At 61.8% G+C, this 23,012-nt stretch carries 24 protein-coding genes; 14 read left to right on the forward strand and 10 right to left on the reverse strand.

The features are described from left to right. Positions 1-40: 40 nt before the first annotated feature. Positions 41-1,348, reverse strand: a complete 1,308-nt coding sequence (locus ACJ8IM_RS19220) for a 6-phospho-beta-glucosidase (protein ID WP_033649315.1) — start codon at positions 1,346-1,348, stop codon at positions 41-43. Further along, positions 1,345-1,683: a PTS lactose/cellobiose transporter subunit IIA gene (locus ACJ8IM_RS19225; protein ID WP_033638609.1), complete on the reverse strand. Its 339-nt coding sequence runs from the start codon at positions 1,681-1,683 to the stop codon at positions 1,345-1,347. Before ACJ8IM_RS19225 ends, ACJ8IM_RS19220 begins: the two co-directional genes overlap by 4 nt. A gap of 353 nt (positions 1,684-2,036) precedes the next feature. On the opposite strand from ACJ8IM_RS19225, the gene ppiA reads away from it, so the two are divergent. The 3 genes from ppiA (at position 2,037) to btsR (ending at position 5,173) form a co-directional block, all read left to right on the forward strand. Further along, positions 2,037-2,606, forward strand: a complete 570-nt coding sequence (gene ppiA / locus ACJ8IM_RS19230) for a peptidylprolyl isomerase A (protein ID WP_033636286.1) — start codon at positions 2,037-2,039, stop codon at positions 2,604-2,606. 156 nt (positions 2,607-2,762) lie between these two features. Continuing rightward, positions 2,763-4,448 (forward strand): sensor histidine kinase, encoded by a 1,686-nt coding sequence (locus ACJ8IM_RS19235; protein ID WP_033654860.1) that lies wholly within the window; start codon positions 2,763-2,765, stop codon positions 4,446-4,448. After that, on the forward strand, positions 4,448-5,173 hold the full coding sequence (gene btsR / locus ACJ8IM_RS19240; RefSeq protein WP_033654861.1) for a two-component system response regulator BtsR: 726 nt from the start codon (positions 4,448-4,450) through the stop codon (positions 5,171-5,173). Before ACJ8IM_RS19235 ends, btsR begins: the two co-directional genes overlap by 1 nt. On the opposite strand, the gene ACJ8IM_RS19245 is transcribed toward btsR, so the two are convergent. Further along, positions 5,174-5,398, reverse strand: coding sequence for a type II toxin-antitoxin system RelE/ParE family toxin (locus ACJ8IM_RS19245; protein WP_229601722.1), 225 nt, complete (start codon positions 5,396-5,398; stop codon positions 5,174-5,176). It abuts the gene before it with no gap. A 70-nt stretch (positions 5,399-5,468) separates the two neighbouring features. Further along, the gene (locus ACJ8IM_RS19250; protein ID WP_033654862.1) at positions 5,469-5,738 is read right to left on the reverse strand and encodes a hypothetical protein; all 270 of its coding nucleotides are present in this window, start codon (positions 5,736-5,738) and stop codon (positions 5,469-5,471) included. A 210-nt stretch (positions 5,739-5,948) separates the two neighbouring features. Between ACJ8IM_RS19250 and ACJ8IM_RS19255 the strand changes: the two genes are divergently transcribed. From ACJ8IM_RS19255 to argD, 3 genes are all read left to right on the forward strand, one after another. After that, positions 5,949-7,475: a helicase HerA-like domain-containing protein gene (locus ACJ8IM_RS19255; protein ID WP_033654863.1), complete on the forward strand. Its 1,527-nt coding sequence runs from the start codon at positions 5,949-5,951 to the stop codon at positions 7,473-7,475. Between the two features lie 72 nt (positions 7,476-7,547). Further along, complete coding sequence (locus ACJ8IM_RS19260) at positions 7,548-8,123, forward strand: aminodeoxychorismate synthase component II (protein WP_033654864.1); 576 nt, start codon at positions 7,548-7,550, stop codon at positions 8,121-8,123. Between the two features lie 130 nt (positions 8,124-8,253). Beyond that, entirely contained in the window at positions 8,254-9,471 is a 1,218-nt protein-coding gene (argD, locus tag ACJ8IM_RS19265; RefSeq protein WP_033654865.1) for a bifunctional acetylornithine/succinyldiaminopimelate transaminase, read from the forward strand. A 40-nt stretch (positions 9,472-9,511) separates the two neighbouring features. Here the strand turns inward: argD and ACJ8IM_RS19270 are convergent, their stop codons facing one another. Next, the gene (locus ACJ8IM_RS19270; RefSeq protein ID WP_033654866.1) at positions 9,512-11,590 is read right to left on the reverse strand and encodes a YccS/YhfK family putative transporter; all 2,079 of its coding nucleotides are present in this window, start codon (positions 11,588-11,590) and stop codon (positions 9,512-9,514) included. A gap of 50 nt (positions 11,591-11,640) precedes the next feature. Further along, the gene (gene crp / locus ACJ8IM_RS19275) at positions 11,641-12,273 is read right to left on the reverse strand and encodes a cAMP-activated global transcriptional regulator CRP (protein ID WP_004090925.1); all 633 of its coding nucleotides are present in this window, start codon (positions 12,271-12,273) and stop codon (positions 11,641-11,643) included. Positions 12,274-12,655: 382 nt separating this feature from the next. On the opposite strand from crp, the gene ACJ8IM_RS19280 reads away from it, so the two are divergent. Next, positions 12,656-13,063 (forward strand): OsmC family protein, encoded by a 408-nt coding sequence (locus ACJ8IM_RS19280; protein ID WP_033654867.1) that lies wholly within the window; start codon positions 12,656-12,658, stop codon positions 13,061-13,063. Between the two features lie 38 nt (positions 13,064-13,101). On the opposite strand, the gene ACJ8IM_RS19285 is transcribed toward ACJ8IM_RS19280, so the two are convergent. The 3 genes from ACJ8IM_RS19285 to ACJ8IM_RS19295 form a co-directional block, all read right to left on the reverse strand. Further along, on the reverse strand, positions 13,102-13,971 hold the full coding sequence (locus ACJ8IM_RS19285) for a phosphoribulokinase (RefSeq protein ID WP_004930374.1): 870 nt from the start codon (positions 13,969-13,971) through the stop codon (positions 13,102-13,104). A gap of 151 nt (positions 13,972-14,122) precedes the next feature. Continuing rightward, a complete protein-coding gene (locus ACJ8IM_RS19290) occupies positions 14,123-14,356 on the reverse strand; it encodes a YheU family protein (RefSeq protein WP_004930376.1) in 234 nt (77 codons plus the stop codon). After that, positions 14,353-15,333, reverse strand: coding sequence for a hydrolase (locus tag ACJ8IM_RS19295; RefSeq protein ID WP_033649307.1), 981 nt, complete (start codon positions 15,331-15,333; stop codon positions 14,353-14,355). Before ACJ8IM_RS19295 ends, ACJ8IM_RS19290 begins: the two co-directional genes overlap by 4 nt. 118 nt (positions 15,334-15,451) lie before the next feature. On the opposite strand from ACJ8IM_RS19295, the gene ACJ8IM_RS19300 reads away from it, so the two are divergent. The 6 genes from ACJ8IM_RS19300 (at position 15,452) to tauD (ending at position 20,412) form a co-directional block, all read left to right on the forward strand. Continuing rightward, positions 15,452-16,054, forward strand: a complete 603-nt coding sequence (locus ACJ8IM_RS19300; protein ID WP_033654868.1) for a LysE family translocator — start codon at positions 15,452-15,454, stop codon at positions 16,052-16,054. A gap of 10 nt (positions 16,055-16,064) precedes the next feature. Beyond that, positions 16,065-16,847: a PhzF family phenazine biosynthesis protein gene (locus ACJ8IM_RS19305; protein ID WP_033654869.1), complete on the forward strand. Its 783-nt coding sequence runs from the start codon at positions 16,065-16,067 to the stop codon at positions 16,845-16,847. A 114-nt stretch (positions 16,848-16,961) separates the two neighbouring features. Then, a complete protein-coding gene (gene tauA / locus ACJ8IM_RS19310) occupies positions 16,962-17,957 on the forward strand; it encodes a taurine ABC transporter substrate-binding protein (RefSeq protein ID WP_033654870.1) in 996 nt (331 codons plus the stop codon). A gap of 9 nt (positions 17,958-17,966) precedes the next feature. Beyond that, entirely contained in the window at positions 17,967-18,734 is a 768-nt protein-coding gene (gene tauB, locus ACJ8IM_RS19315) for a taurine ABC transporter ATP-binding subunit (protein ID WP_033654871.1), read from the forward strand. Beyond that, positions 18,731-19,567 carry a taurine ABC transporter permease TauC gene (gene tauC, locus ACJ8IM_RS19320; protein WP_033631937.1) on the forward strand — a complete coding sequence of 279 codons (837 nt, stop codon included), beginning with the start codon at positions 18,731-18,733 and terminating at the stop codon, positions 19,565-19,567. The genes tauB and tauC overlap by 4 nt, the downstream gene beginning before the upstream one ends. Further along, positions 19,564-20,412 carry a taurine dioxygenase gene (tauD, locus tag ACJ8IM_RS19325; protein ID WP_033654872.1) on the forward strand — a complete coding sequence of 283 codons (849 nt, stop codon included), beginning with the start codon at positions 19,564-19,566 and terminating at the stop codon, positions 20,410-20,412. Before tauC ends, tauD begins: the two co-directional genes overlap by 4 nt. Positions 20,413-20,415: 3 nt before the next feature. On the opposite strand, the gene ACJ8IM_RS19330 is transcribed toward tauD, so the two are convergent. Further along, on the reverse strand, positions 20,416-22,329 hold the full coding sequence (locus ACJ8IM_RS19330) for an ABC transporter ATP-binding protein (RefSeq protein WP_033636266.1): 1,914 nt from the start codon (positions 22,327-22,329) through the stop codon (positions 20,416-20,418). Between the two features lie 129 nt (positions 22,330-22,458). Between ACJ8IM_RS19330 and kefG the strand changes: the two genes are divergently transcribed. After that, positions 22,459-23,010, forward strand: a complete 552-nt coding sequence (gene kefG, locus ACJ8IM_RS19335; protein WP_025159909.1) for a glutathione-regulated potassium-efflux system ancillary protein KefG — start codon at positions 22,459-22,461, stop codon at positions 23,008-23,010. Positions 23,011-23,012: the final 2 nt, after the last annotated feature.

Genomic DNA, 23,012 nt, shown 5'->3' on the forward strand with positions numbered 1-23,012 from the left:
GTTCGGCGCGCCGAACCCCTGTCTGGCTGCGTATAGCCGCTTACCTGAACTGCGGCAAATACGGCGCGTTTATCGTCAACACCTCTTCCAGCAGCGGCTGCGCCAGGTTGGCGTTGCCCACCAACGGGTTGGCGATCAGCGCCAGCAACCCGCTGCGGCGATCGCCGTGCACCGCCGCCTCGATGGTCAGGCGTTCGTAGGCTTTCACCTGCTGCGTCAGGGCCTGCATCGGCTCTGGCAGCGGGCCGAAGGTCAGCGGGTGCGCGCCCTGAGCATCAACGATACAGTTGATTTCTATCACAGCATCGTCCGGCAGGCCATGGATAGCGCCGCGGTTTGCGGTGTTGACCACTAATTGCGTGCCGAGATTATTATGGATAGCACGAATCAGCTCCAGCGCAACTTCGGAATAGAAAGAACCGCCGCGGAAGCTGAGCTGCTCCGGTTTCGTGTTCAGCTGCGGATCGGCATACAGCTCGAACAGCTCTTTCTCCACCTGCATCACCTGCTCGGCGCGGGTGCCGCGCTCGCCGGCGGCGGCCATCTCTTCCGCCAGCATCTCGCGGGTCTGGTAAAAATAGCGGTGGTAGGGGCAGGGGATGGCGCCGAGTGCGCGCAGGAAGTCCGGCTGCCAGGGCTCTTCCTTGATGTTGTTCATGGTCAGCGCCGCGCCGTCGCACAGCATGTCGATCACCTTGGCGGTGACGTCGCGCCCCTGCTGCGTGACCTGATGCACCCAGACCATGTGGTTCAGGCCGGCGAAGCGCAGCTGCACGTCGGCGTAAGGCGCCTGCAGCATGTTGGCGATCATGTGATGCATGCTGATCGGCACGTTGCACAGGCCGATGATCTTCGCTTTGGTAAAGCGGGACACCGCCTCGGTGACGATGCCGGCCGGGTTGGTGAAGTTGATGATCCAGGCGTCCGGCGCCAGTTTTTCCACCCGGCGAGCGATGTCCAGCATCACCGGGATGGTGCGCAGCGCCTTGGCGAAGCCGCCGACGCCGGTGGTCTCCTGGCCGAGCAGCTGGTATTTCAGGCCCAGCCGTTCGTCGGCGGCGCGCGCCGGCAGTTGCCCGACGCGGAACTGGGTCAGCACGAAGGCGGCGCCGCGAATGGCGTCGTCCAGCGCAAAGTGCACGCTGACCTTCACCTGCTCCAGCCCGTGGCGCGCCAGCATGCGGCGGGTCAGGGCGGCGATGGTTTCCACTTTTTGCCGGCCCGGTTCGACGTCCACCAGCGCCAGCTCGGTGACCGGCAGCTCCTCGATGCGCTGGATCAGCCCGTCCACCAGCTCGGGAGTGTAGCTGCTGCCGCCGCCGATCACGGCGATTTTGAGTGCGCTCATGGGCGGCCCTCCGTCTGCGACTGACGGCGATAGAGCTCGATCATGTCGTCGGCCAGATCCTGGATCACCATGGCGTTCATCAGATGATCCTGCGCATGCACGGTGATCAGGTTGATCGCCAGTTTGCCGCAGCCTTCGTCCAGGCCGATCAGCTCGGTCTGGATCAGGTGTGCTTTCTTCACCCACTCTTTGGACTCGGCCATGTGCTTGGCCGCGGCGGCGAAATCGCCGGCGCGCGCTTGCCGCAGCGCCGTCAACGCATTGCTGCGCGCGCTGCCGGAGAACACCAGCAGTTCCATGATGGTGCTTTCAAACTCGGGGCTGACTTCAGTCATCAGTTCACTCACGTCATTTCTCCAGGGGTTGCGCGGCGACGCCGCCGTGGGATGCTTCAGTATCCGCTCTTTTTATAATGAGAGCGCTCTCATTTATATAGAGTAACGGCAATGCGTGTGCAAACTGGGAGGCAGATCGCAAAAATCAACCCAGGGCGGCGCGGGGCAAAAAATGCGTGATGCGGTTGGCAAAAAAGCCTTCTGCGCCCATACTTTCCGCAGCAAAATTCAGGGCCGCCTAGGATATGTCCCGTAATTGGGTAAATATAGGTAAATGGCTGGTACTTGCCGATACAGCTCTTTAGAATCAAAGCGCTTTTCCGTTGTTTGTCTCTCAGAGAAAGGACCCGTTAATGTTCAAACGTACTTTAGTGACCTTCGTCGCGCTGTGTTCCCTCACAGCGATGGCGCCAGCCGCACTCGCCGCCGGTGAGACCCACGTCATGCTGACGACCTCGGCGGGGAATATCGAGTTGGCGCTCGACAGCCAGAAGGCACCGGTTTCCACCCAGAACTTCGTCGATTACGTGAACAGCGGGTACTACAACAACACCATTTTCCATCGCGTGATCCCGGGCTTTATGATCCAGGGCGGCGGTTTCACCGCTGACATGCAGCAAAAATCCACCAAGGCGCCGATCAAGAACGAAGCCGACAACGGCTTGCGCAACCTGCGCGGCACCATCTCGATGGCGCGCACCGCCGACAAGGACAGCGCCACCAGCCAGTTCTTCCTGAACGTGGCGGATAACGCCTTCCTGGATCACGGCCAGCGTGACTTCGGCTACGCGGTGTTCGGCAAAGTGGTGAAAGGCATGGACGTGGTGGACAAAATTGCCCAGGTGCCGACCGGCAACGTCGGCCCTTACCAGAATGTGCCGACCAAACCGGTGGTGATTCTGTCGGCCAAGGTGCTGCCGTAAGTTTTTTGGCCGATCCCGTTGGGGTCGGCCGCTCCTTCCTCCCGAAGCCTTGCCTTCATCACTGTTTTCTCCCGCGCCTCATGCTCTAATCGGCAGACAATAATCAGACCGGAAATCCGGCGTTCGCCCTTTGTTGTCTCTGGATGAGTTGCTGCCATGTATGAATTTAACCAGGTGCTGTTGCTGTTGCAGCAGATGTGCGTCTATCTCGTTATCGCCTATCTGCTGAGCAAAACCCCGCTGTTCATCCCGCTGATGCAGGTGACCATCCGCCTGCCGCACAAGCTGCTGTGCTACGTGATCTTCTCGGTGTTCTGCATCATGGGCACCTATTTCGGGCTGCACATTCAGGATTCGATCGCCAACACCCGCGCGATAGGCGCGGTCCTGGGCGGTCTGCTGGGCGGGCCGTCGGTGGGCTTTCTGGTCGGGCTGACCGGCGGCCTGCACCGGTATACGCTCGGCGGCATGACCGACGTGGCCTGCGCGATTTCCACGGTGTCGGAAGGCCTGGTCGGCGGCATCGTACACAGCATCGCCATGCGCCGCGGGCGCATCGAGCTGCTGTTCAATCCGCTGTTTGTCGGTGGCGTGGCGCTGGTGGCGGAAGTGCTGCAGATGGCGATCATCCTGGCGGTGGCGCGCCCCTACGACGAAGCGTTGCAGCTGGTGGAGCACATCGCGCTGCCGATGATGATCGCCAATACCGTCGGTGCGGCGATGTTCATGCAAATCCTGCTGGATAGGCGTGCGATGTTCGAAAAATACACCAGCGCCTTCTCTTCCAAGGCGCTGAAGATCGCCGAGCGCACCGAGGGCATCCTGCGGCAGGGCTTCGATCAGGAGAACAGCATGAAGGTCGCCCGGGTGATCTATCAGGAGCTGGGCATCGGCGCGGTGGCGATCACCGATCGCGACAAGCTGCTGGCGTTTATCGGCATCGGCGACGACCACCACCTGCCGGGCACGCCGATCGCCTCGGTGCATTCGCATCGCGCCATCGACAACAACGAGGTGGTGTACGCCGACGGCAATCAGCTCTCTTACTGCTGCTCGATCAATCCGGCCTGCAAGCTGGGATCGACGCTGGTGATCCCGCTGCGCGGCGAAAACCAGCGGGTGATCGGCACCATCAAACTGTACGAACCGAAAAGCCAGCTGTTCAGCACCATCAACCGTACGCTGGGCGAAGGCATCGCCAGCCTGCTGTCGGCGCAGATCATGGCCGGACAGTACGAGCGTCACAAGCAGCTGCTGGCGCAGTCGGAGATCAAGCTGCTGCATGCGCAGGTCAATCCGCATTTCCTGTTCAATGCCTTGAATACTCTGGTGGCGGTGATCCGCCGCGATGGCGAACGCGCCTGCGATCTGGTGCAGTCCCTCTCGACCTTCTTTCGTAAAAACCTCAAACGTTCCGATGACGAAGTCAGCCTGGCGGACGAGATTGAACACGTGAACGCCTACCTGCAGATCGAGAAAGCGCGCTTCGCCGATCGGCTGGAGATCGCGGTATCGCTGCCGGAGGCGCTGTTGGCGGTGCGGCTGCCGGCGTTCTCGCTGCAGCCGATCGTCGAGAACGCCATCAAGCATGGCACCTCGCATCTGCTGGGCGTGGGCCGCATCGAAATCGGCGCCTGCTGCGAAGGGGAGCATCTGCTGCTGCAGGTGACGGACAACGCCGGGCTGTTCCAGCCGAAGCCGAACTGCAGCGGGCTGGGGATGAATCTGGTGGATAAACGCATTCGCGTGCGCTACGGCGAAGGCTATGGCGTGCAGGTGGATTGCCAGCCGGACGCCTACACCCGCATTACGCTCAATGTCCCCATGAAGAGGGCCGCCTGATGTTAAACGCACTGATTGTTGACGATGAACCTTCCGCGCGCGACAACCTGCGCCACCTGCTGGAAGCTGAAGCGGGGATCGCGATTATCGGCGAGTGCGCCAACGCCATTGAAGCCATCAGCCAGATCCACCGGCTGCAGCCGGACGTGGTGTTTCTCGATATCCAGATGCCGCGCATCAGCGGGCTGGAAATGGTCGGCATGCTGGATCCCAACCGCATGCCGCACATCGTGTTTCTGACCGCCTACGACGAATACGCGGTGCAGGCATTCGAGGAGCACGCCTTCGACTATCTGCTGAAGCCGGCGGAGCCGAAGCGGCTGAGCAAGACGCTGCAACGCCTGCGGCAGCGCAGTGCGCCGCAGGACGTGACGGCGCTGGAAGAGAGCGCCGGTTACCTGAAATACATTCCCTGCACCGGCCACAGCCGCATCTATCTGCTGCGCTTCGACGAAGTGCTGGCGATCCGCTCCAAACTGAGCGGGGTCTTCGTGGTGCGCAGCGACGGCATGGAGTGTTTCACCGAGCTGACGCTGCGCACGCTGGAAAGCCGCACGCCGCTGGTGCGCTGCCATCGGCAGTATCTGGTCAATCTGGAGCAGGTGCGCGAGATCCGCTTCGAAGAGGGCGGCGCGGCGGAGATGATCATGTCGGCCGGCGATCCGGTGCCGGTCAGCCGGCGCTATTTGAAGACGCTGAAGGAGCAACTGGGGCTGCGGGGGTGACTATGCCGGCGGCCACCGACGGCGAGTATGCACGATGGCCAATACGATGACGCGTTGAGTCGCCCATTCATAGACCAGCAAATAGGACGGGGAGATGACCAGCTCGCGCGTACCGGCTATCCGCCCTGTTTTCCCGCTGGCGGGATGATGCACGAGGCGTGCCGCCGCGTCAGCGATTTTTGCATCATTTTCTGCGGCGGCGGCCGGATTTTTAAGTTCCACCATTCATAAATCGCCAGACGATCGGCGATGGCGGGTTCCGTCCATGTCAGTTTCACAAAAGTCCTTTTGTGTTTTATCGCGTTGATTTGGCTCTGCGTTCGGCGAAATAAGCGGCCACCTCTTCATCGTCGGCGAATTTGCCTTCACGCAACGCCTTGCGGCTTACCTCGACCTTTTCCTTTAACCACTGGTTGTACTCTTCCTGTTGCGCCTGGCGGCTGACAAACTCGCGCATGAAATCACGCAGCAGTTGCGAAGCCGTGCGATCGGCGGCCTTTGCCGCGCTGGCGAAAGCGGTTTTTAACTCTTCATCCACGCGGATTACCACGGTAGATTCAGACATGGTATTTACCTCGTATATACAGCGTAATGCTCACTATAGCACTGGTGCTTTATTGTTCAAGCAAAGGCGCTTTGACGCTAAGCGCAATCTGAATTCATCAGGCCCCGACGGCACCCATTTTGTTTGTCCTTGACGGGGTTACGCGGCGCTTATAGCTTTATTGCATCCACAGGCGCGTTTCGCGCCGCGTCAGCGTCAAAGGAACAGAAAATGAGTGAACCACGGATTATCGCCAAAGCGATGAAAGACGGAAAACCGGAGCAGGATCTGGTGATTTTGCCGGCGTTGGCCAACCGCCACGGGCTGATCACCGGGGCAACCGGCACCGGCAAGACGGTGACGCTGCAGAAAATGGCCGAACAGTTCTCGCGCATCGGCGTGCCGGTGTTCCTGGCGGACGTGAAGGGCGATCTGTCCGGCATCGGCGCCGAGGGCGTGCCTTCCGAGAAACTGCAGGCGCGCCTGGCGGCGATCGGCGTCAGCGACTGGCAGCCGCAGGCCTGCACCATTATCCCGTGGGATATTTACGGTGAAAAGGGGCACCCGATCCGCGCCACGATTTCCGATCTCGGGCCGCTGCTGCTGGGGCGCCTGTTGGATCTGAACGAGGTGCAAAGCGGCGTGCTGCAGCTGGTGTTCAAGATCGCCGATGACAACGCGCTGCTGTTGCTGGACATGAAGGATCTGCGCACCATGATGCAGTTCGTCGGCGACAACGCCAAACAATTCCAGACCCAGTACGGCAATATCTCTGCCGCGTCGATCGGCGCCATTCAGCGCGGGTTGCTGACGCTGGAAGAGCAGGGCGCTGACCAGTTCTTCGGCGAGCCGATGCTCGACATCAACGATCTGATGAAAACCGACGCCAACGGCCACGGCGTGATCAACCTGCTGGCGGCGGACAAGCTGATCAATCAGCCGAAGCTGTATTCGGTGTTCCTGCTGTGGCTGCTGGCTGAGCTGTTCGAGCACCTGCCGGAAGTGGGCGACCCTGAACAGCCGAAGCTGGTGTTCTTCTTCGATGAGGCGCACCTGCTGTTCAACGACGCGCCAGCGGCGCTGCTGACCAAGATCGAACAGGTGGTGCGCCTGATCCGCTCCAAAGGCGTCGGCATTTACTTTGTCACCCAGAATCCGCTGGACATCCCGGACAGCGTGCTGGGCCAGCTGGGTAACCGCGTGCAGCATGCGCTGCGCGCCTTCACGCCGCGCGATCAGAAGGCGGTGAAGACGGCGGCGCAAACCCTGCGCGCCAATCCGGCCTTCGATGCCGAAACGGCGATCACCGAGCTGGGCGTGGGTGAAGCGCTGGTGTCATTCCTCGACGAGAAGGGCCGGCCGAATGTGGTGGAGCGGGCGATGGTGATCGCGCCGGAATCCAAAATGGGCATGCTCGGCGCGGAAGGGCTGAACAGTGCGATCAACAAGTCGCCGCTGTATGGCCGCTATGAGGATATGATCGACCGCGAGTCCGCCTACGAGAAGCTGTCGTCGGGCGGTTTTGCCACCGTCGGCACCCCGCAGCAGGGGCAGCAACCGCAGGCGCAACAGCAACAACAGCAGGCGGGCGGCGGCCTGATGGACGGCCTGAACGAGCTGTTGTTCGGTTCCACCGGCCCGCGCGGCGGCAAGCGCGACGGCATTGTCCAGACCGCCGCCAAGAGCATGGCGCGCGATCTCGGCCGCCAGATCCTGCGCGGCGTGCTGGGCTCGATCACCGGCGGCCGTAAAAAGTAAGCGGAAATTATCGTCGGCAGCGGCGGGTTAAATCAGTACACTGTGGCGGCATTTTTCTCTGCCGGACCTAACATGCTGCTGCTGATCGATAACTACGACTCCTTTACCTATAACCTTTACCAGTACTTCTGCGAATTGGGCGCCGAGGTGCTGGTGAAGCGCAACGATGAGCTGCAGCTGGCCGATATCGAGCGGCTGGCGCCGCAGCATCTGGTGATTTCCCCTGGCCCCTGCACCCCGAACGAAGCGGGTATCTCGCTGGCCGCCATTCGTCATTTCGCCGGCAAACTGCCGATCCTCGGCGTGTGCCTGGGGCACCAGGCGCTGGGGCAGGCGTTCGGCGCCGAGGTGGTGCGCGCCCGCGCGGTGATGCACGGCAAAACCTCGGCGATTCGTCACCTGGGCGTCGGCGTGTTTCGCGGCCTGAGCGATCCGCTGACCGTGACCCGCTACCACTCGCTGGTGCTGAAGGCCGATACGCTGCCGGACTGTTTTGAAGTGACCGCCTGGAGCGAACGCGACGGCGTGCGCGACGAGATCATGGGCATCCGCCACCGCACTTTGGCGCTGGAAGGCGTGCAGTTCCATCCGGAAAGCGTGCTCAGCGAGCAGGGCCATCAGCTGCTGGATAATTTCCTCCAGCGTTAATCCCGATGCGTTTTTTTGCCCGCCAGGCGTTTTGCGTTTGCGCTCGATTGGTTTTTTATGCATATTTCGTGATTATGTTTTCAATCTGACATTACGATAGCGCTGAAAAACCTTCAGGGTGGAGCCGAAAATGACTGAAAAATCCGCAGTGAGCCGCAGCACCTTTGACCAAGTGATCCTGCCTGTTTATGCACCTGCCCAGTTTGTGCCGGTGCGCGGCCAAGGCAGCCGGGTCTGGGATCAACAGGGAAAAGAGTACATCGATTTTTCCGGCGGCATCGCGGTGACGGCGCTGGGGCACTGCCATCCGGCGCTGGTCGAGGCGCTCAAACGCCAGGGCGAAACCCTGTGGCATACCAGCAACGTTTTCACCAATGAACCGGCGCTGCGCCTGGCGAGCAAACTGATCGACGCCACCTTCGCCGATCGGGTGTTCTTCGCCAACTCCGGCGCAGAGGCCAACGAGGCGGCGTTCAAACTGGCGCGTCATTACGCCATCACCCGCCACAGCCCTTACAAAACCAAAATCATCGCCTTCTATAACGCGTTCCACGGCCGCACGCTGTTCACCGTGTCGGTGGGCGGGCAGGCCAAATATTCCGACGGGTTCGGGCCGAAGCCGGCCGACATCGTGCACGTGCCGTTCAACGACTTGGCGGCGGTGAAGGCGGTGATGGACGACCACACCTGCGCGGTGGTGATGGAACCGATTCAGGGCGAGGGCGGCATTACGCCGGTCGATGCCGGCTTCCTCAAAGGCGTGCGCGAGCTGTGCGACCAACATCAGGCGCTGCTGGTGTTCGACGAAGTGCAAAGCGGCATGGGGCGCAGCGGCAAACTGTTCGCCTATATGCATTATGGCGTGACGCCGGATATTCTCACCACCGCCAAGGCGCTGGGCGGCGGTTTCCCGGTCAGCGCCATGCTGACTACCGAAGAGATCGCGTCGGTGATGCAGGTGGGCACCCACGGCACCACCTATGGCGGCAACCCGCTGGCCTGCGCGGTGGCGGAGGCGGCGCTGGACGTGATCAATACGCCGGAGGTGCTGAGCGGCATCGAGCAGCGTCATGCGCTGTATGTGCAGGCTTTGCAGCATATCGGCGATAAATACGGTATTTTCACCGCGATTCGCGGCATGGGGTTGCTGATTGGCGCCGAGCTGACGCCGCATTATCACGGCAGAGCGCGCGACTTCCTCACCGCCGCCGCCGCGCGCGGGTTGATGATCCTCAACGCCGGGCCGAACGTGATTCGTTTCGCGCCGTCACTGGTGGTGGAGCTGCAGGATATCGAGGCCGGCATGGCGCTGTTCGAGCTGGCGGTGCAGGATGTGATCAACGCCTGACGCCCGCGCGGCATATAACGGGGCGCGGCATGCCGCGCCCTTATTGATCGCGCAGTTTGCGCTTGAGCCAAATACCGTGGTGCGGGCGCTGGCGCCAGGCCAGCGAAGAAATGGTGTGCATCACGCTCAGGTGCGACAGAATGCGCCGCAGATGGCGCTCCATCTCGGTAACGGGCATCTCCGGATGCAGATCCGGCGGCTGCATGATGCCGCTGTTGCCGCTGCTCGGGCCGTCGTATTCCAACCGCTGTTGGCAGCTTTGCAGCGCGATTTCACAGGCCTGCAGATACGCTTCCGCCAGTTTTGGCGTCAGCATGTAGTGTTCGCGCGCCAGAATGGTCATGGCGTTCAGGTGCTCGACGATGAACTGGCTATGCGTGACCCACAGCCGCATGTCCGCCAGATAGTCCGACGCGAACCCCGGCTCCTGCATCGCCTGATTGAGCGAGGTGAATAGCGCATTGTGCGCCTGGTTGACCTGCATGCGGGTATAGGCCAACGCGGTGGCGTCCGGTTCCGGCTGTTCCAGCATCAACCGCAGCGCGGTTTGATCTTGCTCCAGCGCCTGATGGGCATTCTTGCGCAGCAGCCCGCTTTGCCACTGCGGCCACAGCCAAATGGTGCCGCCGAACGCCAACACGCAGCCGATCAGCGTATCGATCAGGCGCGGCACCAGAAAATGCGAGCCGTTCAGCGCCAGCAGCTGCAGGGTGTAAACCGCCGTGACCGTAAAGCCAATCACCGACAGCCCGTAGTTCTTGCGCGAAACCAGGTAGGCCAGCAGCGTGATCACCAACATGATGCTCAGCGTTTCGCCTTCCGGCAACTGCAGCTGCAGCAGCCCGGCCGCCAGCAAAAGCCCGGCAATCGTGCCCAGCGCACGGTGCTGAATACGCACCCGGGTGGCGTTATACCCGTTTTGGCTCACCAGCATGATGGTGAGCAGGATCCAGTAAGGCTTCGGCAGATTGAACACCGCACCCAGGCTGCTGCCGACCGCCAGCGTCACGCCCAGCCGCGCGGCGTTGCGCAGGGCGGTGGACTTGAACGACAGATAGCTGGCCAGCGCCGGCCAAAACGGCAGGCGGTGCTGGCCGGGCATCAGGTCGCGGCGGTATAGCGGATGCTGGGTGCGCAGCAGGCGGGCGATGCGGCTGAAGTGGTAATAACAAAACTGGCCGACCGGGTTATCGGGATGCTGCGCCGCCATTTTTTCCAGCGCCGCCAGCTCGTGGGCCATGGAGAAGCGCTTCGAATGTTGATGATAGAGAATATCGTGCGCCACTACGCGCAGCCGGCCGGCGATCACCTGAGCGTTGCGGCGAATGATCGCTTCGGCCTGGCTCTGCTCCACCAGTTTTTGCACCTCCTCCGGCAGATGCAGGCTGACGGTGATGTGCTCCTGCAGATCCATCGCCACCTGAAAGGCGCGCTGCAGGCGCTTTTGCTCGAGGTTGTTGGCGTGCGGCAGGAAATTAAGCTGTTGGTACAACAGGCTGATCAGATCCATCACCTTTTGCTGGCGCACCAGCAGCGGCGGCAGCGCGGTTTGCGGATCGGTGTGCTGGGTCAGCAGCGAGTATTTGGCTTCGAAATAGTCGGCCAGTTCCAGGTAGAGCTGGCTCAGCGTCTCGCGCATCGGCTGCTCTTTCCACAGCTTAAACCAGAACCAGGTGAATAAGCCGTACCAGACGGTGCCGATGGCGTATAGCAGCGGCGCCTGCCAGATGGGTACTGTGCCGGCCGTGCTGAGGGCGAAGATGGCGGCCACCAGCGCCGCCGGCAACAGCCGGGCGTGCAGCGGGCTGATTTCACCGGTGACGCCGAGCAGCAGCGCCAGGCCCAGCATCAGCGCCGGCAGCGGCACGTGCCACAGCAGTGCCTGTTGCAGCAGCACGCTGCTGAAGGCGAACAGCGAGCCGCCAACCACCAGCCGTTTAAAGAAGCGCTTATGCGGCGTGTCCAGACCGGCGATATTGCAGCAGGCGGGCACCAGAGAGAACATCAGGCCGAGCTGCAGCTGGCCTATCAGCAGGCCGAACAGCACCGGCAGGCACAACACCAGCGTTTGTCGCAGTGCGTAGTTGATTTCCGGGTGGTAGATCAGGCGGCGCCACATGGCAGAGAGCAGATAAAAAAACGGCGCAGATTGCGCCGTTTCTTCAGGGATTAACGGGTGCCGTAGACGACAATGGTTTTGCCGTGGGCGGAAATCAGGTTTTGATCTTCCAGCATTTTCAGAATACGGCCAACGGTTTCGCGCGAGCAGCCGACGATCTGGCCGATCTCCTGGCGGGTGATCTTGATCTGCATGCCGTCCGGGTGAGTCATGGCGTCGGGTTGCTTCGCCAGATTCAGCAGGGTTTGCGCGATGCGGCCGGTAACGTCCAGGAAGGCGAGGTTGCCCACTTTTTCGGAGGTGACCTGCAGGCGGCTCGCCATTTGGGCGGACAGACGCATCAGGATGTCCGGGTTCACCTGGATCAGCTGGCGGAATTTCTTGTAGGAAATTTCGGCCACTTCACAGGCGGTTTTCGCGCGAACCCAGGCGCTGCGCTCCTGGCCTTCTTCGAACAATCCGAGCTCGCCGATGAAATCCCCCTGGTTGAGGTAGGACAGGATCATCTCTTTACCTTCTTCATCCTTGATCAGCACCGCGACGGAGCCTTTCACGATGTAGTAAAGCGTTTCGGCCTTTTCACCTTGGTGAATCAGCGTACTCTTCGATGGATATTTGTGGATATGGCAATGAGACAGGAACCATTCGAGAGTAGGGTCTGTTTGCGGTTTGCCGAGAACCATTCGCTGTTATCCTCTGTTGTTATCGCTGCCTTGTGTCACAGGGGTCAGAGTTCCCTGTAAAACCCGCCTGTAGCCGCAGTCATGAGCGAGGGCTACCGGCAAGTTTTGAGGCGTGTCATAAAAATACGCTGTCGCTCTAGCATATTAACTTGCCGTAAGCGCTGCAAGCTACATTCTGTTAACATACCGGTAAAGGAGCCTTTCTCTGGGCGTTTCCCTGAAATTCAGTGTCCCGGAAAGATTTATTGCGGCTCTGTTTGTAGCACAGAGTAAGGCGGGTGTCTCGTGTTGTCTCGCTTCAGCATGATTAGCATCAGGTTACGTTGCCTGTTTCTATGCGAAAGCGTACTCTGATTTTAAGAAATCAACCGGAGTGACCAGAATGCAGGCAAGAGTTAAATGGGTGGAAGGGTTAACGTTTTTGGGGGAATCGGCCTCCGGCCACCAGGTGCTGATGGACGGCAACGCCGGCGATAAAGCACCCAGCCCGATGGAGATGGTGCTGATGTCGGTGGGCGGCTGCAGCGCGATCGACGTGGTGTCCATCCTGCAAAAAGGGCGCAACGACGTGCGCGACTGCGAGGTGAAGCTGACCTCCGAGCGCCGCGAAGAAGCTCCGCGGTTGTTCACCCATATCAACCTGCATTTCATCGTTACCGGCCAGGACCTGACCGACAAGATCGTCGAGCGTGCGGTGAACCTGTCGGCGGAGAAATATTGCTCGGTGGCGCTGATGCTCAACAAGGCCGCCACGGTGACCCACAGCTTCGAGATCCGCCAAGCGGCGTAATCGAGGCGGAGCGCGGCCCGGCGCCGCGCTCAACGCGTTTATTCGATCTTCTTGCCTTCCAGCAACCGCTGCACCAGCGGCGCCATGATCAGTTCCATCGCCAGCCCCATCTTGCCGCCCGGCACCACTAACGTATTGATGTGCGAGATAAACGAGCCCTGCAGCATCGCCAGCAAATAGGGGAAGTCAATTTGATCCAGCCCGCGGAAGTGGATCACCACGAAGCTTTCGTCCAGTGAGGGAATCGCCTTGGCGGCGAACGGGTTGGAGGTGTCCACCGTCGGCACGCGCTGGAAGTTGATGTGGGTGCGCGAGAACTGCGGCGTGATGTAGTTGATGTAGTCTTCCATCGAACGCACCACCGAATCCATTACCGCTTCGCGGGAGTGGCCGCGCTCGCCGGTATCGCGGATCAGTTTCTGGATCCACTCCAGGTTGACGATCGGCACCACGCCGACCAGCAGGTCGACGTGCTTGGCCACGTCATGGTGCTCGGTGACCACGCCGCCGTGCAGCCCCTCGTAAAACAGCACGTCGGTCGGCGCCGGCAGCGGTTCCCACGGGGTGAAGGTGCCCGGCACCTGATTGTAGGGCACCGCTTCGTCGTAGGTGTGCAGATACTTGCGCGAGCGCCCGGTGCCGTTCTTGCCGTAGTCGATGAAGCTCTGCTGCAGCAGGCCGAAGTCGTTGGCCTCGGGGCCGAAATAGCTGATGTGTCTGCCCAGATCGCGCGCCTTGCGGATCGCCGCGTCCATTTCCGGCCGGGTGTAGCGGTGGAAGCTGTCGCCCTCCAGCTCGGCGGCGCGGATGTTGAGCTGTTGGAATATTTTGCGGAACGCCACGCTGGTGGTGGTGGTGCCGGCGCCGCTGGAACCGGTCACCGCGATAACGGGATGTTTGGCAGACATGGTGGTTGTCACTCCGTGTTGAATGCGCCGGCGTCAGGGGATTATTGTGGCTCTTGTTGACGCTCTCTATCTCGGGAAAAAATGGCGCGCGCTGGTTTGCAATGCCCCATTGTTACCTGATTTTTTCCGTCAGTCATAGAACCGAGCGCCACTAAATTTCTTCCTGCCCGGCGCGGAACTGGCCGCGCGGCATGATGTTGACGCTCTCGTGCAGTTCCGACCACACCAGCACCACTTCGCCGTTTTTCAGCTGGCGGCGCACGTCCTCCACCTTCTGTTCCAGCGAGCGTTCGTGCTCGCCGTAATCGGTGCCTTCGCGCAGTACAAAAGATTCGATCAGGCTGTTGAGGGTGTCGGTTGCCAGTTCTTGCCAGGGAATGATCACGTCGGGATGTCCAGATAAGGGGAAAGCCAGGCCGGAATGCGATGCTCCAGCCACATGTATGGTTTTTTCAGCGTGCCGCCGACGAAGCCGACGTGGCCGCCGAACTCGGTCAGCTGATATTCGATATTGCGCGGCAGGCCGGCGACGTCGGGGATCACCTCAGGGGTCATGAAGGGATCGTCCTTCGCATGGATGATCAGCAGCGGCGTTTGGACAGCCGGCAACAGCGGCAGGGCGCTGCAGCGGCGATAATAGTCGGTGGCGTCACTGAAGCCGTGAATGCGCGAGGTGATGGCGTCGTCGAATTCGCGGATGCGCCGCAGACCGTTCAGTTGGGACAGCTTGAGCGGCAGGGTGTCCGGGTAGTGCAACAGCTTGCGGGTGGCGTTTTGTTTCAGCTGCCCCAGCAGGTAGCGCTGATAAACGCGGGAAAAGCCTTGCTCCATGCGGTAGGCGCAGGGCTCCAGCATCAGCGGCGCCGAGACCACCACCGCCGCCTGCAGCAGGCTGTCGGCGCCTTGCTGCGCCAGGTAGCAGGCCAGCATGTTGCCGCCGAGCGAAACGCCGACCGCCGCGGTCGGCACCTCGCCGTAGCGGTCGCGCAGCCAGCGCAGGAAGAAGCGCGCGTCTTCGGTTTCACCGGAGTGGTAGATGCGCTGCTTGCGATTGGGCACGCCGCTGCAGCCGCGAAAGTGCATCACCACGCCGAGCCAGCCGCGCTCGCGCCAGGCGTTGAGCAGGCCATGCGCGTAGGGGCTGTAGAAGCTGCCCTCCAGGCCGTGGAACAGCACCGCGCGCGGTTTGTCGCGCGCCTGCGCCGGATCCTCGCTCCAGGCGAGATCGACGAAATCGCCGTCGGGCAATTCCAGCCGCTGCCAATGCGGTTTCAATAATACGCGGCGGCGCACCAGCCGCGGCAACAGCGTTTGCAGGTGCGGGTTACTGGCCCCGGTCAGAGGGCGAAAGGTGTTAGGCATAGGCTGAGTAAAATGTTGTGGGCGGCTATTGTGAGATCCCTAGCGCACTGTTAGCTTCAATACCAAGAATTAACAATGATACTGCAAAAAAGCGCCTTGGGTGAGGAGCACCCGTGCCATGGAACCGAGTTTATTCCTTTCGATGCTGGGCTTCCTGTGGGTCGCCGCCATCACGCCCGGCCCCAATAACCTGCTGCTGACCACTTCCGGCGCCAACTTCGGCTTTATGCGTTCGCTGTGGCTGATGATCGGCATCATGCTCGGCATGCAAAGCATTTTGCTGCTGGTGGCCTTCGGCGTCGGCAGCCTGATCTTGGTCTACCCGTCACTGCACCTGATCATGAAAATCCTCGGCAGTTTGTACCTGCTGTGGCTGGCATGGAAAGTCGCCACCGCCGCCTATGAAAAACTGGAAACCGACGTGGCGCCGCCGCAGCCGGTGCGGCTGTATCAGGGCTGGCTGCTGCAGTTCCTCAATCCGAAAGCCTGGCTGATGGCGCTGGGGGCGGTGGCCAGCTTCAGCCTGGCGGGCGATAAGTACAACGGGTCCATTGCGGCGATCGCGTTGGGCATTTTGGTGGTCAACATCGTCGCCGGCATTATCTGGCTGGCGTTCGGCACCCTGATCGGCCGCCTGCTACGCAGCAAAAAGGCCTGGGTTATCTTCAACGTTTCCATGGGGTTGTTGACCGCAGCCTGTGTGTTACTGATCTGGCATTAAGGAGCGAACGATGGCGGAAAATTATTATCACGTGGTTGCCTTTACCGGCGAAGGGCTGCGCGGCAACCCGGCCGGGGTGTGCCTGCTGACGCAGCCGCTGCCGGCGGCGCGCCTGCAGGCGATCGCCAACGAGATCGGCCTGCCGGAAACCAGCTTTGTCTGGGATGACGGCGACATGACCGCCATCCGCTGGTTTACCCCGCAGCGCGAGGTCGATCTCTGCGGCCACGGCACCCTGGCGGCGGCGCATGTGATGTTCAGCGTGGTTAACCCGGCGCTGCAGGATATTCGCTTCCGCTCGGCCGGCGGCGAGCTGTTCGTCAAGCGCGATGCGCAGGACGGGGAACGGCTGGTGCTCGACTTCCCCGCTCGGCCGCCGCAGAAGGTGGCTGAGCCGGCGGGCCTCGCGGCGCTGCTGGGCGTGCAGCCGCAGGAGGTGTGGCAGGCGAAAGCGCTGATGGTGGTGCTGGAAAACGAGGCGCAGGTGCGCGCGCTGCGGCCGGACATTCCGGCGCTGATCGCGCTGGCCGGGCGTGCGGTGATCGTCACCGCGCCCGGTGACACCGTGGACTTCGTTTCGCGCTATTTCACGCTCGACGGCGGTGAAGATCCGGTTACCGGCTCCGCGCACTGCACGCTGATGCCTTACTGGACGGCGCGTCTCGGCCGCCATCGGCTGCAGGCGCAGCAGGTCTCGGCACGCGGCGGCGAACTGTTCTGCGAACTGCAAGGGGATCGTACGCTGCTCGGCGGCTATGCTCACGTGTTCCTGCACGGGACGATCGCGCTGTAATCCGCGTTTATATTACGCAGGGTAATAAAGAAGACTTTTTTATTCTTTTATCGCCCGTCACCGCTCAGATAAAACTGTCAGCAACTGAACAGATTTTTATCAACGGAGCGGAACATGGCGGGCAAACTCTTTTCCTTACGCAACGCGGCGCTGTTGGCGCTGGCGCTCAGCGCAGCCAGCGCCTACGCGGTGGACGTGACCGTGGCGTACCAGACGTCGGCGGAGCCGGCCAAGGTGGCGCAGGCGGAAAACAGCTTCGCCAAACGATCCGGCGCGACCGTCGACTGGCGTAAGTTCGACAGCGGCTCCAGCGTGCTGCGTGCGCTGGCCTCCGGCGACGTGCAGATCGGCAATATCGGCTCCAGCCCGCTGGCGGTGGCCGCCAGCCAGAAACTCCCTATCGAAGTGTTCCTCATCGCCTCGCAGCTCGGTAGCTCCGAAGCGCTGGTGGTGAAGAATGACATCAAAAGCCCGCAGGATCTGATCGGCAAGCGCATTGCGGTGCCGTTTATCTCCACCACCCATTACAGCCTGCTGGCCTCGCTCAAACATTGGGGCATCAAGCCTGAGCAGGTGAAGATCCTCAATCTGCAGCCGCCGGCCATCGCCGCCGCCTGGCAGCGCGGCGACATCGACGGTGCTTACGTCTGGGCGCCGGTGGTCAACGAACTGGCCAAACAGGGCAAGGTATTGACCGACTCCGCGCAGGTGGGCGAATGGGGCTCGCCGACGCTGGACGTGTGGGTGGTGCGCAAAGACTTTGCCGAGAAACATCCCGACGTGGTGACCGCCTTTGCCGCCAGCGCCCTGCAGGCGCAAAAGGCCTACCTGGCGGCGCCGGAGCAGTGGCTGAAAGATCCGAGCAACCTCAGCACGCTGGCGCGCCTAAGCGGGGTGCCGGAAGCGCAGGTGCCGGAGCTGGTGAAGGGAAACCGTTATCTGCCGGTGGCGGATCAGGTTGCCCAGCTCGGCCAGCCGGTGGACAAGGCGATCCGCGATACCGCCGAATTCCTCAAGCAGCAGGGCAAGATCCCGCAGGTCGACAGCGACTACAGCGCTTACGTGACCGACCGTTTTGTGAAACAGGTGCAGGCTGCGCCGCAGTCGTAAGGAAGCAGGATGCTAAACGTCAATCATCTTTCAGCAGAGTATCAGGGGCGGCCCGCGCTGCGTGACGTGTCGTTCCAGATCGCCGCCGGGCAACTGGTGGTGGTGCTCGGCCCGTCGGGCTGCGGCAAGACCACGCTGCTGAATTTGATCGCCGGGTTTATCGAGCCTTCAGCTGGCAGCATCACGCTGGATGGAACGCCCGTTCGCGGCCCGAGCGCAGAACGGGGCGTGGTGTTCCAGCATGAGGGTTTACTGCCGTGGCGCAACGTGGTGGACAACGTCGAGTTCGGCCTGCAGCTGGCCGGCGTCGGCAAGGCGCAGCGCCGCCAGGTGGCGGAGCAGATGCTGCAGCGCGTGGGGTTGGCGGGCTATGAACAGCACTTTATCTGGCAGCTTTCCGGCGGCATGCGCCAACGCGTCGGCATCGCCCGCGCCCTGGCCGCCGATCCGCGACTGCTGTTGTTGGACGAGCCGTTCGGCGCCCTGGACGCGTTCACCCGCGAGCAGATGCAGGAGCTGTTGCTGACCATTTGGCGTGATACCGGCAAACAGGTGCTGCTGATCACCCACGATATCGAAGAGGCGGTGTTCCTCGCCAGCGAGCTGTTGCTGCTGTCGCCGGGGCCGGGGCAGGTGGTGGAGCGGCTGTCGCTGAACTTCGGCCAACGCTATGCCGACGGCGAAGCCTGCCGCGCCATCAAGTCCGATCCTGAATTTATCGCGCAGCGCGAATACGTGCTGGGCAAAGTTTTCCAACAGCGCGAGGCCATGCTATGAGCCTGCATTCCACTCTGAAGGCCGCGGCGCAGCCGCAGGGCAAAGCGGCGCGCCGTTTCAGCGTGCCGCGCAACGTTTGGCTGAGCGGCGCCACGCTGTTGACGGTGTTGATCGTCTGGTGGGGCGTGACGGCGCTGCAGCTGATCAGCCCGCTGTTTTTGCCGGCGCCGCAGCAGGTGCTGCACCAGCTGATCACCATCGCCAGCCCGCAAGGCTTTATGGACGCCACGCTGTGGCAACACCTGGCGGCCAGCCTGGGGCGCATTCTGGTAGCGCTGTTGGCGGCGGTGATCGTCGGCATCCCGGTGGGCATCGCCATGGGGCTGAACGACACGGTGCGCGGCATTCTCGATCCGCTGATTGAAATCTATCGCCCGGTGCCGCCGCTGGCCTATCTGCCGCTGATGGTGATTTGGTTCGGCATCGGCGAAACCTCAAAGATCTTACTGATTTATCTGGCGATCTTCGCGCCGGTGACGCTGTCTGCCGTGGCCGGCGTGCGCAGCGTGGCGCAGGTGAGGGTGCGTGCCGCCCGGGCGTTGGGCGCCACGCGTTGGCAGGTGCTGCGTTTCGTGGTGCTGCCGAGCGCGCTGCCGGAGATCCTGACCGGTATTCGCATCGGGCTGGGCGTCGGCTGGTCGACGCTGGTGGCCGCCGAACTGATCGCCGCCACGCGCGGCCTGGGATTTATGGTGCAATCCGCCGGTGAGTTTCTGGCGACCGACGTGGTGTTGGCCGGCATCGGCGTGATTGCGGTGATTGCATTTGGGCTGGAGCTGGGGCTGCGTGCCCTGCAGCGCCGATTGACCCCGTGGCATGGAGTACAGCAATGAACGAACGTCTGAATATCACCCCGCTGGGGCCTTACATCGGGGCGCTGGTGGAAAACGTCGAGTTGGCCCGGCCACTGGGCGACGGCCAGTTTGAGCAGCTTTATCACGCCTTGCTGAAGCATCAGGTGCTGTTCTTCCGCAATCAGCCGATCACCCCGCTGCAGCAGCGCGATCTGGCCGGCCGCTTCGGCGATCTGCATATCCATCCGGTCTATCCGCACGCCACCGACGTGGAAGAGATCATCGTGCTCGATACCCACGACGACAACCCGCCGGACAACGATAACTGGCACACCGACGTGACCTTTATCGACAACCCGCCGCTGGGGGCGATCCTGGCGGCCAAGACCTTGCCTTCCACCGGCGGCGATACGCTGTGGGCCAGTGGCATCGCGGCCTACGAGGCGCTGTCGGCACCGTTCAGAACGCTGTTGGCGGGGCTGCGTGCGGAGCATGACTTCACCAAGTCGTTCCCGGAACACAAACATCGCGGCAGTGTAGAGGAGCATCAGCGCTGGCAACAGGCGGTGCAGAAAAACCCGCCGCTGCTGCATCCGGTGGTGCGCACCCACCCGGTCAGCGGCCGGCAGGCGCTGTTCGTCAATGAAGGGTTTACCACGCGGATCGTCGATCTGGCGCCGAAAGAGAGCGACGCTTTGCTGAACTTCCTGTTTGCTCACATCACCAAACCGGAATTTCAGGTGCGCTGGCGCTGGCAGGAAAATGACGTGGCGATCTGGGATAACCGCGTGACGCAGCACTACGCCAACGCGGATTATCTGCCGCAGCGGCGCATCATGCACCGCGCGACCATTCTGGGGGATAGGCCTTTTTACAAGGCCTGAGGCTTAGGCTTCGAACGCCTGCGTTAACTGTTCCAGCTGTTCCTGCGCATCCAGCCAGGTCATTTCCGTCTCTTCCAGCGCGGATTTGGCCTGGCTTTGCTTTTGCAGGCAGTCGGTCAACTCGGCCTTGCGGCTGATGTCGTACAGCGCGGGATCCGCCAGCTGTTCCTCCACCGCCGCCAGTTCGGCGCCCAGTTTTTCCATCTGCTGTTCCAGCTTGGCGATCTGCTTGCGCAGCGGCTGGGTCTGCGTACGGAACTCCGCCTCGCGGCGTTTTTGATCCTTGCGCGCCTGCGCGCTGTTGCCGCCGCTCTCTTTTTCCGGCGCGTCCTGCTGGCTTTCCTGGCGCTGCAGGTCGACAAGCCACTGCTGGTAGTCGTCGAGATCGCCCTCGAAAGGCTCGACCTGGCCGTCGTGCACCAGGTACAGATCGTCGGTGGTGGAGCGTAGCAGGTGACGGTCGTGCGAGACCACCACCAACGCGCCTTCGAAATCGATCAGCGCCTCGGTCAGCGCCTGGCGCATGTCGAGATCCAGGTGGTTGGTTGGTTCATCGAGCAGCAGCAGGTTAGGGCGCTGCCAGACGATCAGCGCCAGCACCAGCCGCGCCTTCTCGCCGCCGGAGAAGCGTTCGGTCACTTCGCTGACCTTGTCGCCCTGGAAACCGAAGCCGCCCAGATAGTCGCGCAGCTGCTGTTCCAGCACCCGTGGTGCGATGCGGCTCAGGTGCTGCAGCGGCGATTCGTCGGCGCGCAGGAATTCCAGCTGGTGCTGGGCGAAGTAACCCAGCTTGATGCCTTTCGCCAGGCCAATCTCGCCGCTCAGCGGCTCCAGGGTGCCGGCCAGCAGTTTGATCAGCGTGGATTTACCGGCGCCGTTGCGGCCGAGCAGGCCAATGCGCGAGCCGGGCACCAGGTTCAGCTTGATTGACTTCAGGATCACTTTATCGCCATACCCGGCGCTGACTTTGTCCATGCGCAGCAGCGGGTTCGGCAGGCTTTCCGGCGGACGGAAGCTGAAGGTGAACGGGTTGTCGACGTGCGCGGGGGCGATCAGCTCCATGCGCTCCAGCATCTTGATGCGGCTCTGCGCCTGCTTGGCCTTGGTGGCCTGCGCGCGGAAACGGTCGATATAGCTTTGCAGGTGCGCCACTTTCTCTTGCTGATGCTGATACAGCGACTGTTGCTGCGCCAGCTTGGTGGCGCGCTGGCGTTCGAACGACGAATAGTTGCCGGTGTACTCATTGATCGTCTGCTGTTCGATATGCAGGATCTTGTCGACGATCGGATCGAGGAAGTCGCGGTCGTGCGAGATCAGTACCAGCGTGCCGGGATAGCTTTTCAGCCAGCGCTCCAGCCAGATCACCGCATCGAGATCCAGGTGGTTGGTCGGTTCGTCGAGCAGCAGCAGATCGGAACGGCACACCAGCGCCTGCGCCAGGTTGAGGCGCATGCGCCAGCCGCCGGAGAAGTCGCGCACCGGGCTTTGCAGCTGTTCGTTGGAAAAGCCGAGGCCGTGCAGCAGGCTGGCGGCGCGGGAACGGATGGTCCAGGCGTCGATGGCGTCCAGCTTGCCGTGCAGGGTGGCGATGGCGTGGCCGTCGTTGCGGTCGTTGGCCGCCTGCAATTCGGCTTCGAGCTGGCGAAACTCGCGGTCGCCGTCGATAACATACTCGATCGCCGGCACGTCCAGCGCCGGCGTCTCCTGGTTGACCCAGGCCAGCGCCCAGTTGCCGGGGAAGGTAAAGCTGCCGCCATCCGCCGCGATCTCGCCCTTCAGCAGCGACAGCAGCGTGGATTTGCCGCAGCCGTTTTTGCCCACCAGGCCGACCTTCTGACCTGGATTAACCGTCGCCGTGGCGTTGTCCAGCAGGACGCGGATGCCGCGTCGGATTTGTAGTGAGGAGAATACAATCATAAAGCGCCGTATGTTCAGAGTATGTTAAATTATCATTAAGGTAACAGAACGCGCACCGCGCGCTGTTTTTGTCTTTGCGATGCATGGTAACGGAAAACCGCTACCCTGACGACGCTTTGGAGGGGAATGATGTCGCAGCCGCCCAAGGTCTTGCTGCTGTATGCCCATCCGGAATCTCATGACTCGGTGGCGAACCGGGTTTTGCTTCGACCGGCGCAGCAGTTGGAACATGTCACCGTGCACGATCTCTACGCGCACTACCCTGATTTTTTTATCGATATCCATCACGAACAACAGCTGCTGCGTGAGCATCAGGTCATCGTGTTTCAGCACCCGCTGTATACCTACAGCTGCCCGGCGTTGCTGAAGGAGTGGCTGGATCGCGTGCTGTCGCGCGGCTTCGCCAGCGGGGTGGGCGGCAATGCGCTGGCGGGTAAATACTGGCGCTCGGTGATCACCACCGGTGAGCCGGAAGGCGCCTACCGCACCGGCGGTTATAACCACTATCCGATGGAAGATATCCTGCGGCCGTTCGAGTTGACCGCCGGGATGTGCCATATGCATTGGCTGACGCCGTTCGTGGTCTATTGGGCGCGGCGGCAGAAGCCGGAGGTGCTGCGCAGCCATGCGGACGCCTACGGCGAGTGGCTGAGCCACCCGCTGCCGCACGGAGGGCGGTGACG

Source organism: Serratia sp. CY33525, assembly GCF_052169115.1.
In the GTDB taxonomy this organism is placed as follows: Bacteria; Pseudomonadota; Gammaproteobacteria; order Enterobacterales; family Enterobacteriaceae; genus Serratia; species Serratia sarumanii.

Bases quoted from the DNA above. Each gene is read 5' to 3' on its own strand.
- ACJ8IM_RS19220 (WP_033649315.1), bottom strand. From the start codon at position 1,348: ATGAGCGCACTCAAAATCGCCGTGATCGGCGGCGGCAGCAGCTACACT.
- ACJ8IM_RS19225 (WP_033638609.1), bottom strand. From the start codon at position 1,683: ATGACTGAAGTCAGCCCCGAGTTTGAAAGCACCATCATGGAACTGCTG.
- ppiA (WP_033636286.1), top strand. From the start codon at position 2,037: ATGTTCAAACGTACTTTAGTGACCTTCGTCGCGCTGTGTTCCCTCACA.
- ACJ8IM_RS19235 (WP_033654860.1), top strand. From the start codon at position 2,763: ATGTATGAATTTAACCAGGTGCTGTTGCTGTTGCAGCAGATGTGCGTC.
- btsR (WP_033654861.1), top strand. From the start codon at position 4,448: ATGTTAAACGCACTGATTGTTGACGATGAACCTTCCGCGCGCGACAAC.
- ACJ8IM_RS19245 (WP_229601722.1), bottom strand. From the start codon at position 5,398: ATGGTGGAACTTAAAAATCCGGCCGCCGCCGCAGAAAATGATGCAAAA.
- ACJ8IM_RS19250 (WP_033654862.1), bottom strand. From the start codon at position 5,738: ATGTCTGAATCTACCGTGGTAATCCGCGTGGATGAAGAGTTAAAAACC.
- ACJ8IM_RS19255 (WP_033654863.1), top strand. From the start codon at position 5,949: ATGAGTGAACCACGGATTATCGCCAAAGCGATGAAAGACGGAAAACCG.
- ACJ8IM_RS19260 (WP_033654864.1), top strand. From the start codon at position 7,548: ATGCTGCTGCTGATCGATAACTACGACTCCTTTACCTATAACCTTTAC.
- argD (WP_033654865.1), top strand. From the start codon at position 8,254: ATGACTGAAAAATCCGCAGTGAGCCGCAGCACCTTTGACCAAGTGATC.
- ACJ8IM_RS19270 (WP_033654866.1), bottom strand. From the start codon at position 11,590: ATGTGGCGCCGCCTGATCTACCACCCGGAAATCAACTACGCACTGCGA.
- crp (WP_004090925.1), bottom strand. From the start codon at position 12,273: ATGGTTCTCGGCAAACCGCAAACAGACCCTACTCTCGAATGGTTCCTG.
- ACJ8IM_RS19280 (WP_033654867.1), top strand. From the start codon at position 12,656: ATGCAGGCAAGAGTTAAATGGGTGGAAGGGTTAACGTTTTTGGGGGAA.
- ACJ8IM_RS19285 (WP_004930374.1), bottom strand. From the start codon at position 13,971: ATGTCTGCCAAACATCCCGTTATCGCGGTGACCGGTTCCAGCGGCGCC.
- ACJ8IM_RS19295 (WP_033649307.1), bottom strand. From the start codon at position 15,333: ATGCCTAACACCTTTCGCCCTCTGACCGGGGCCAGTAACCCGCACCTG.
- ACJ8IM_RS19300 (WP_033654868.1), top strand. From the start codon at position 15,452: ATGGAACCGAGTTTATTCCTTTCGATGCTGGGCTTCCTGTGGGTCGCC.
- ACJ8IM_RS19305 (WP_033654869.1), top strand. From the start codon at position 16,065: ATGGCGGAAAATTATTATCACGTGGTTGCCTTTACCGGCGAAGGGCTG.
- tauA (WP_033654870.1), top strand. From the start codon at position 16,962: ATGGCGGGCAAACTCTTTTCCTTACGCAACGCGGCGCTGTTGGCGCTG.
- tauB (WP_033654871.1), top strand. From the start codon at position 17,967: ATGCTAAACGTCAATCATCTTTCAGCAGAGTATCAGGGGCGGCCCGCG.
- tauC (WP_033631937.1), top strand. From the start codon at position 18,731: ATGAGCCTGCATTCCACTCTGAAGGCCGCGGCGCAGCCGCAGGGCAAA.
- tauD (WP_033654872.1), top strand. From the start codon at position 19,564: ATGAACGAACGTCTGAATATCACCCCGCTGGGGCCTTACATCGGGGCG.
- ACJ8IM_RS19330 (WP_033636266.1), bottom strand. From the start codon at position 22,329: ATGATTGTATTCTCCTCACTACAAATCCGACGCGGCATCCGCGTCCTG.
- kefG (WP_025159909.1), top strand. From the start codon at position 22,459: ATGTCGCAGCCGCCCAAGGTCTTGCTGCTGTATGCCCATCCGGAATCT.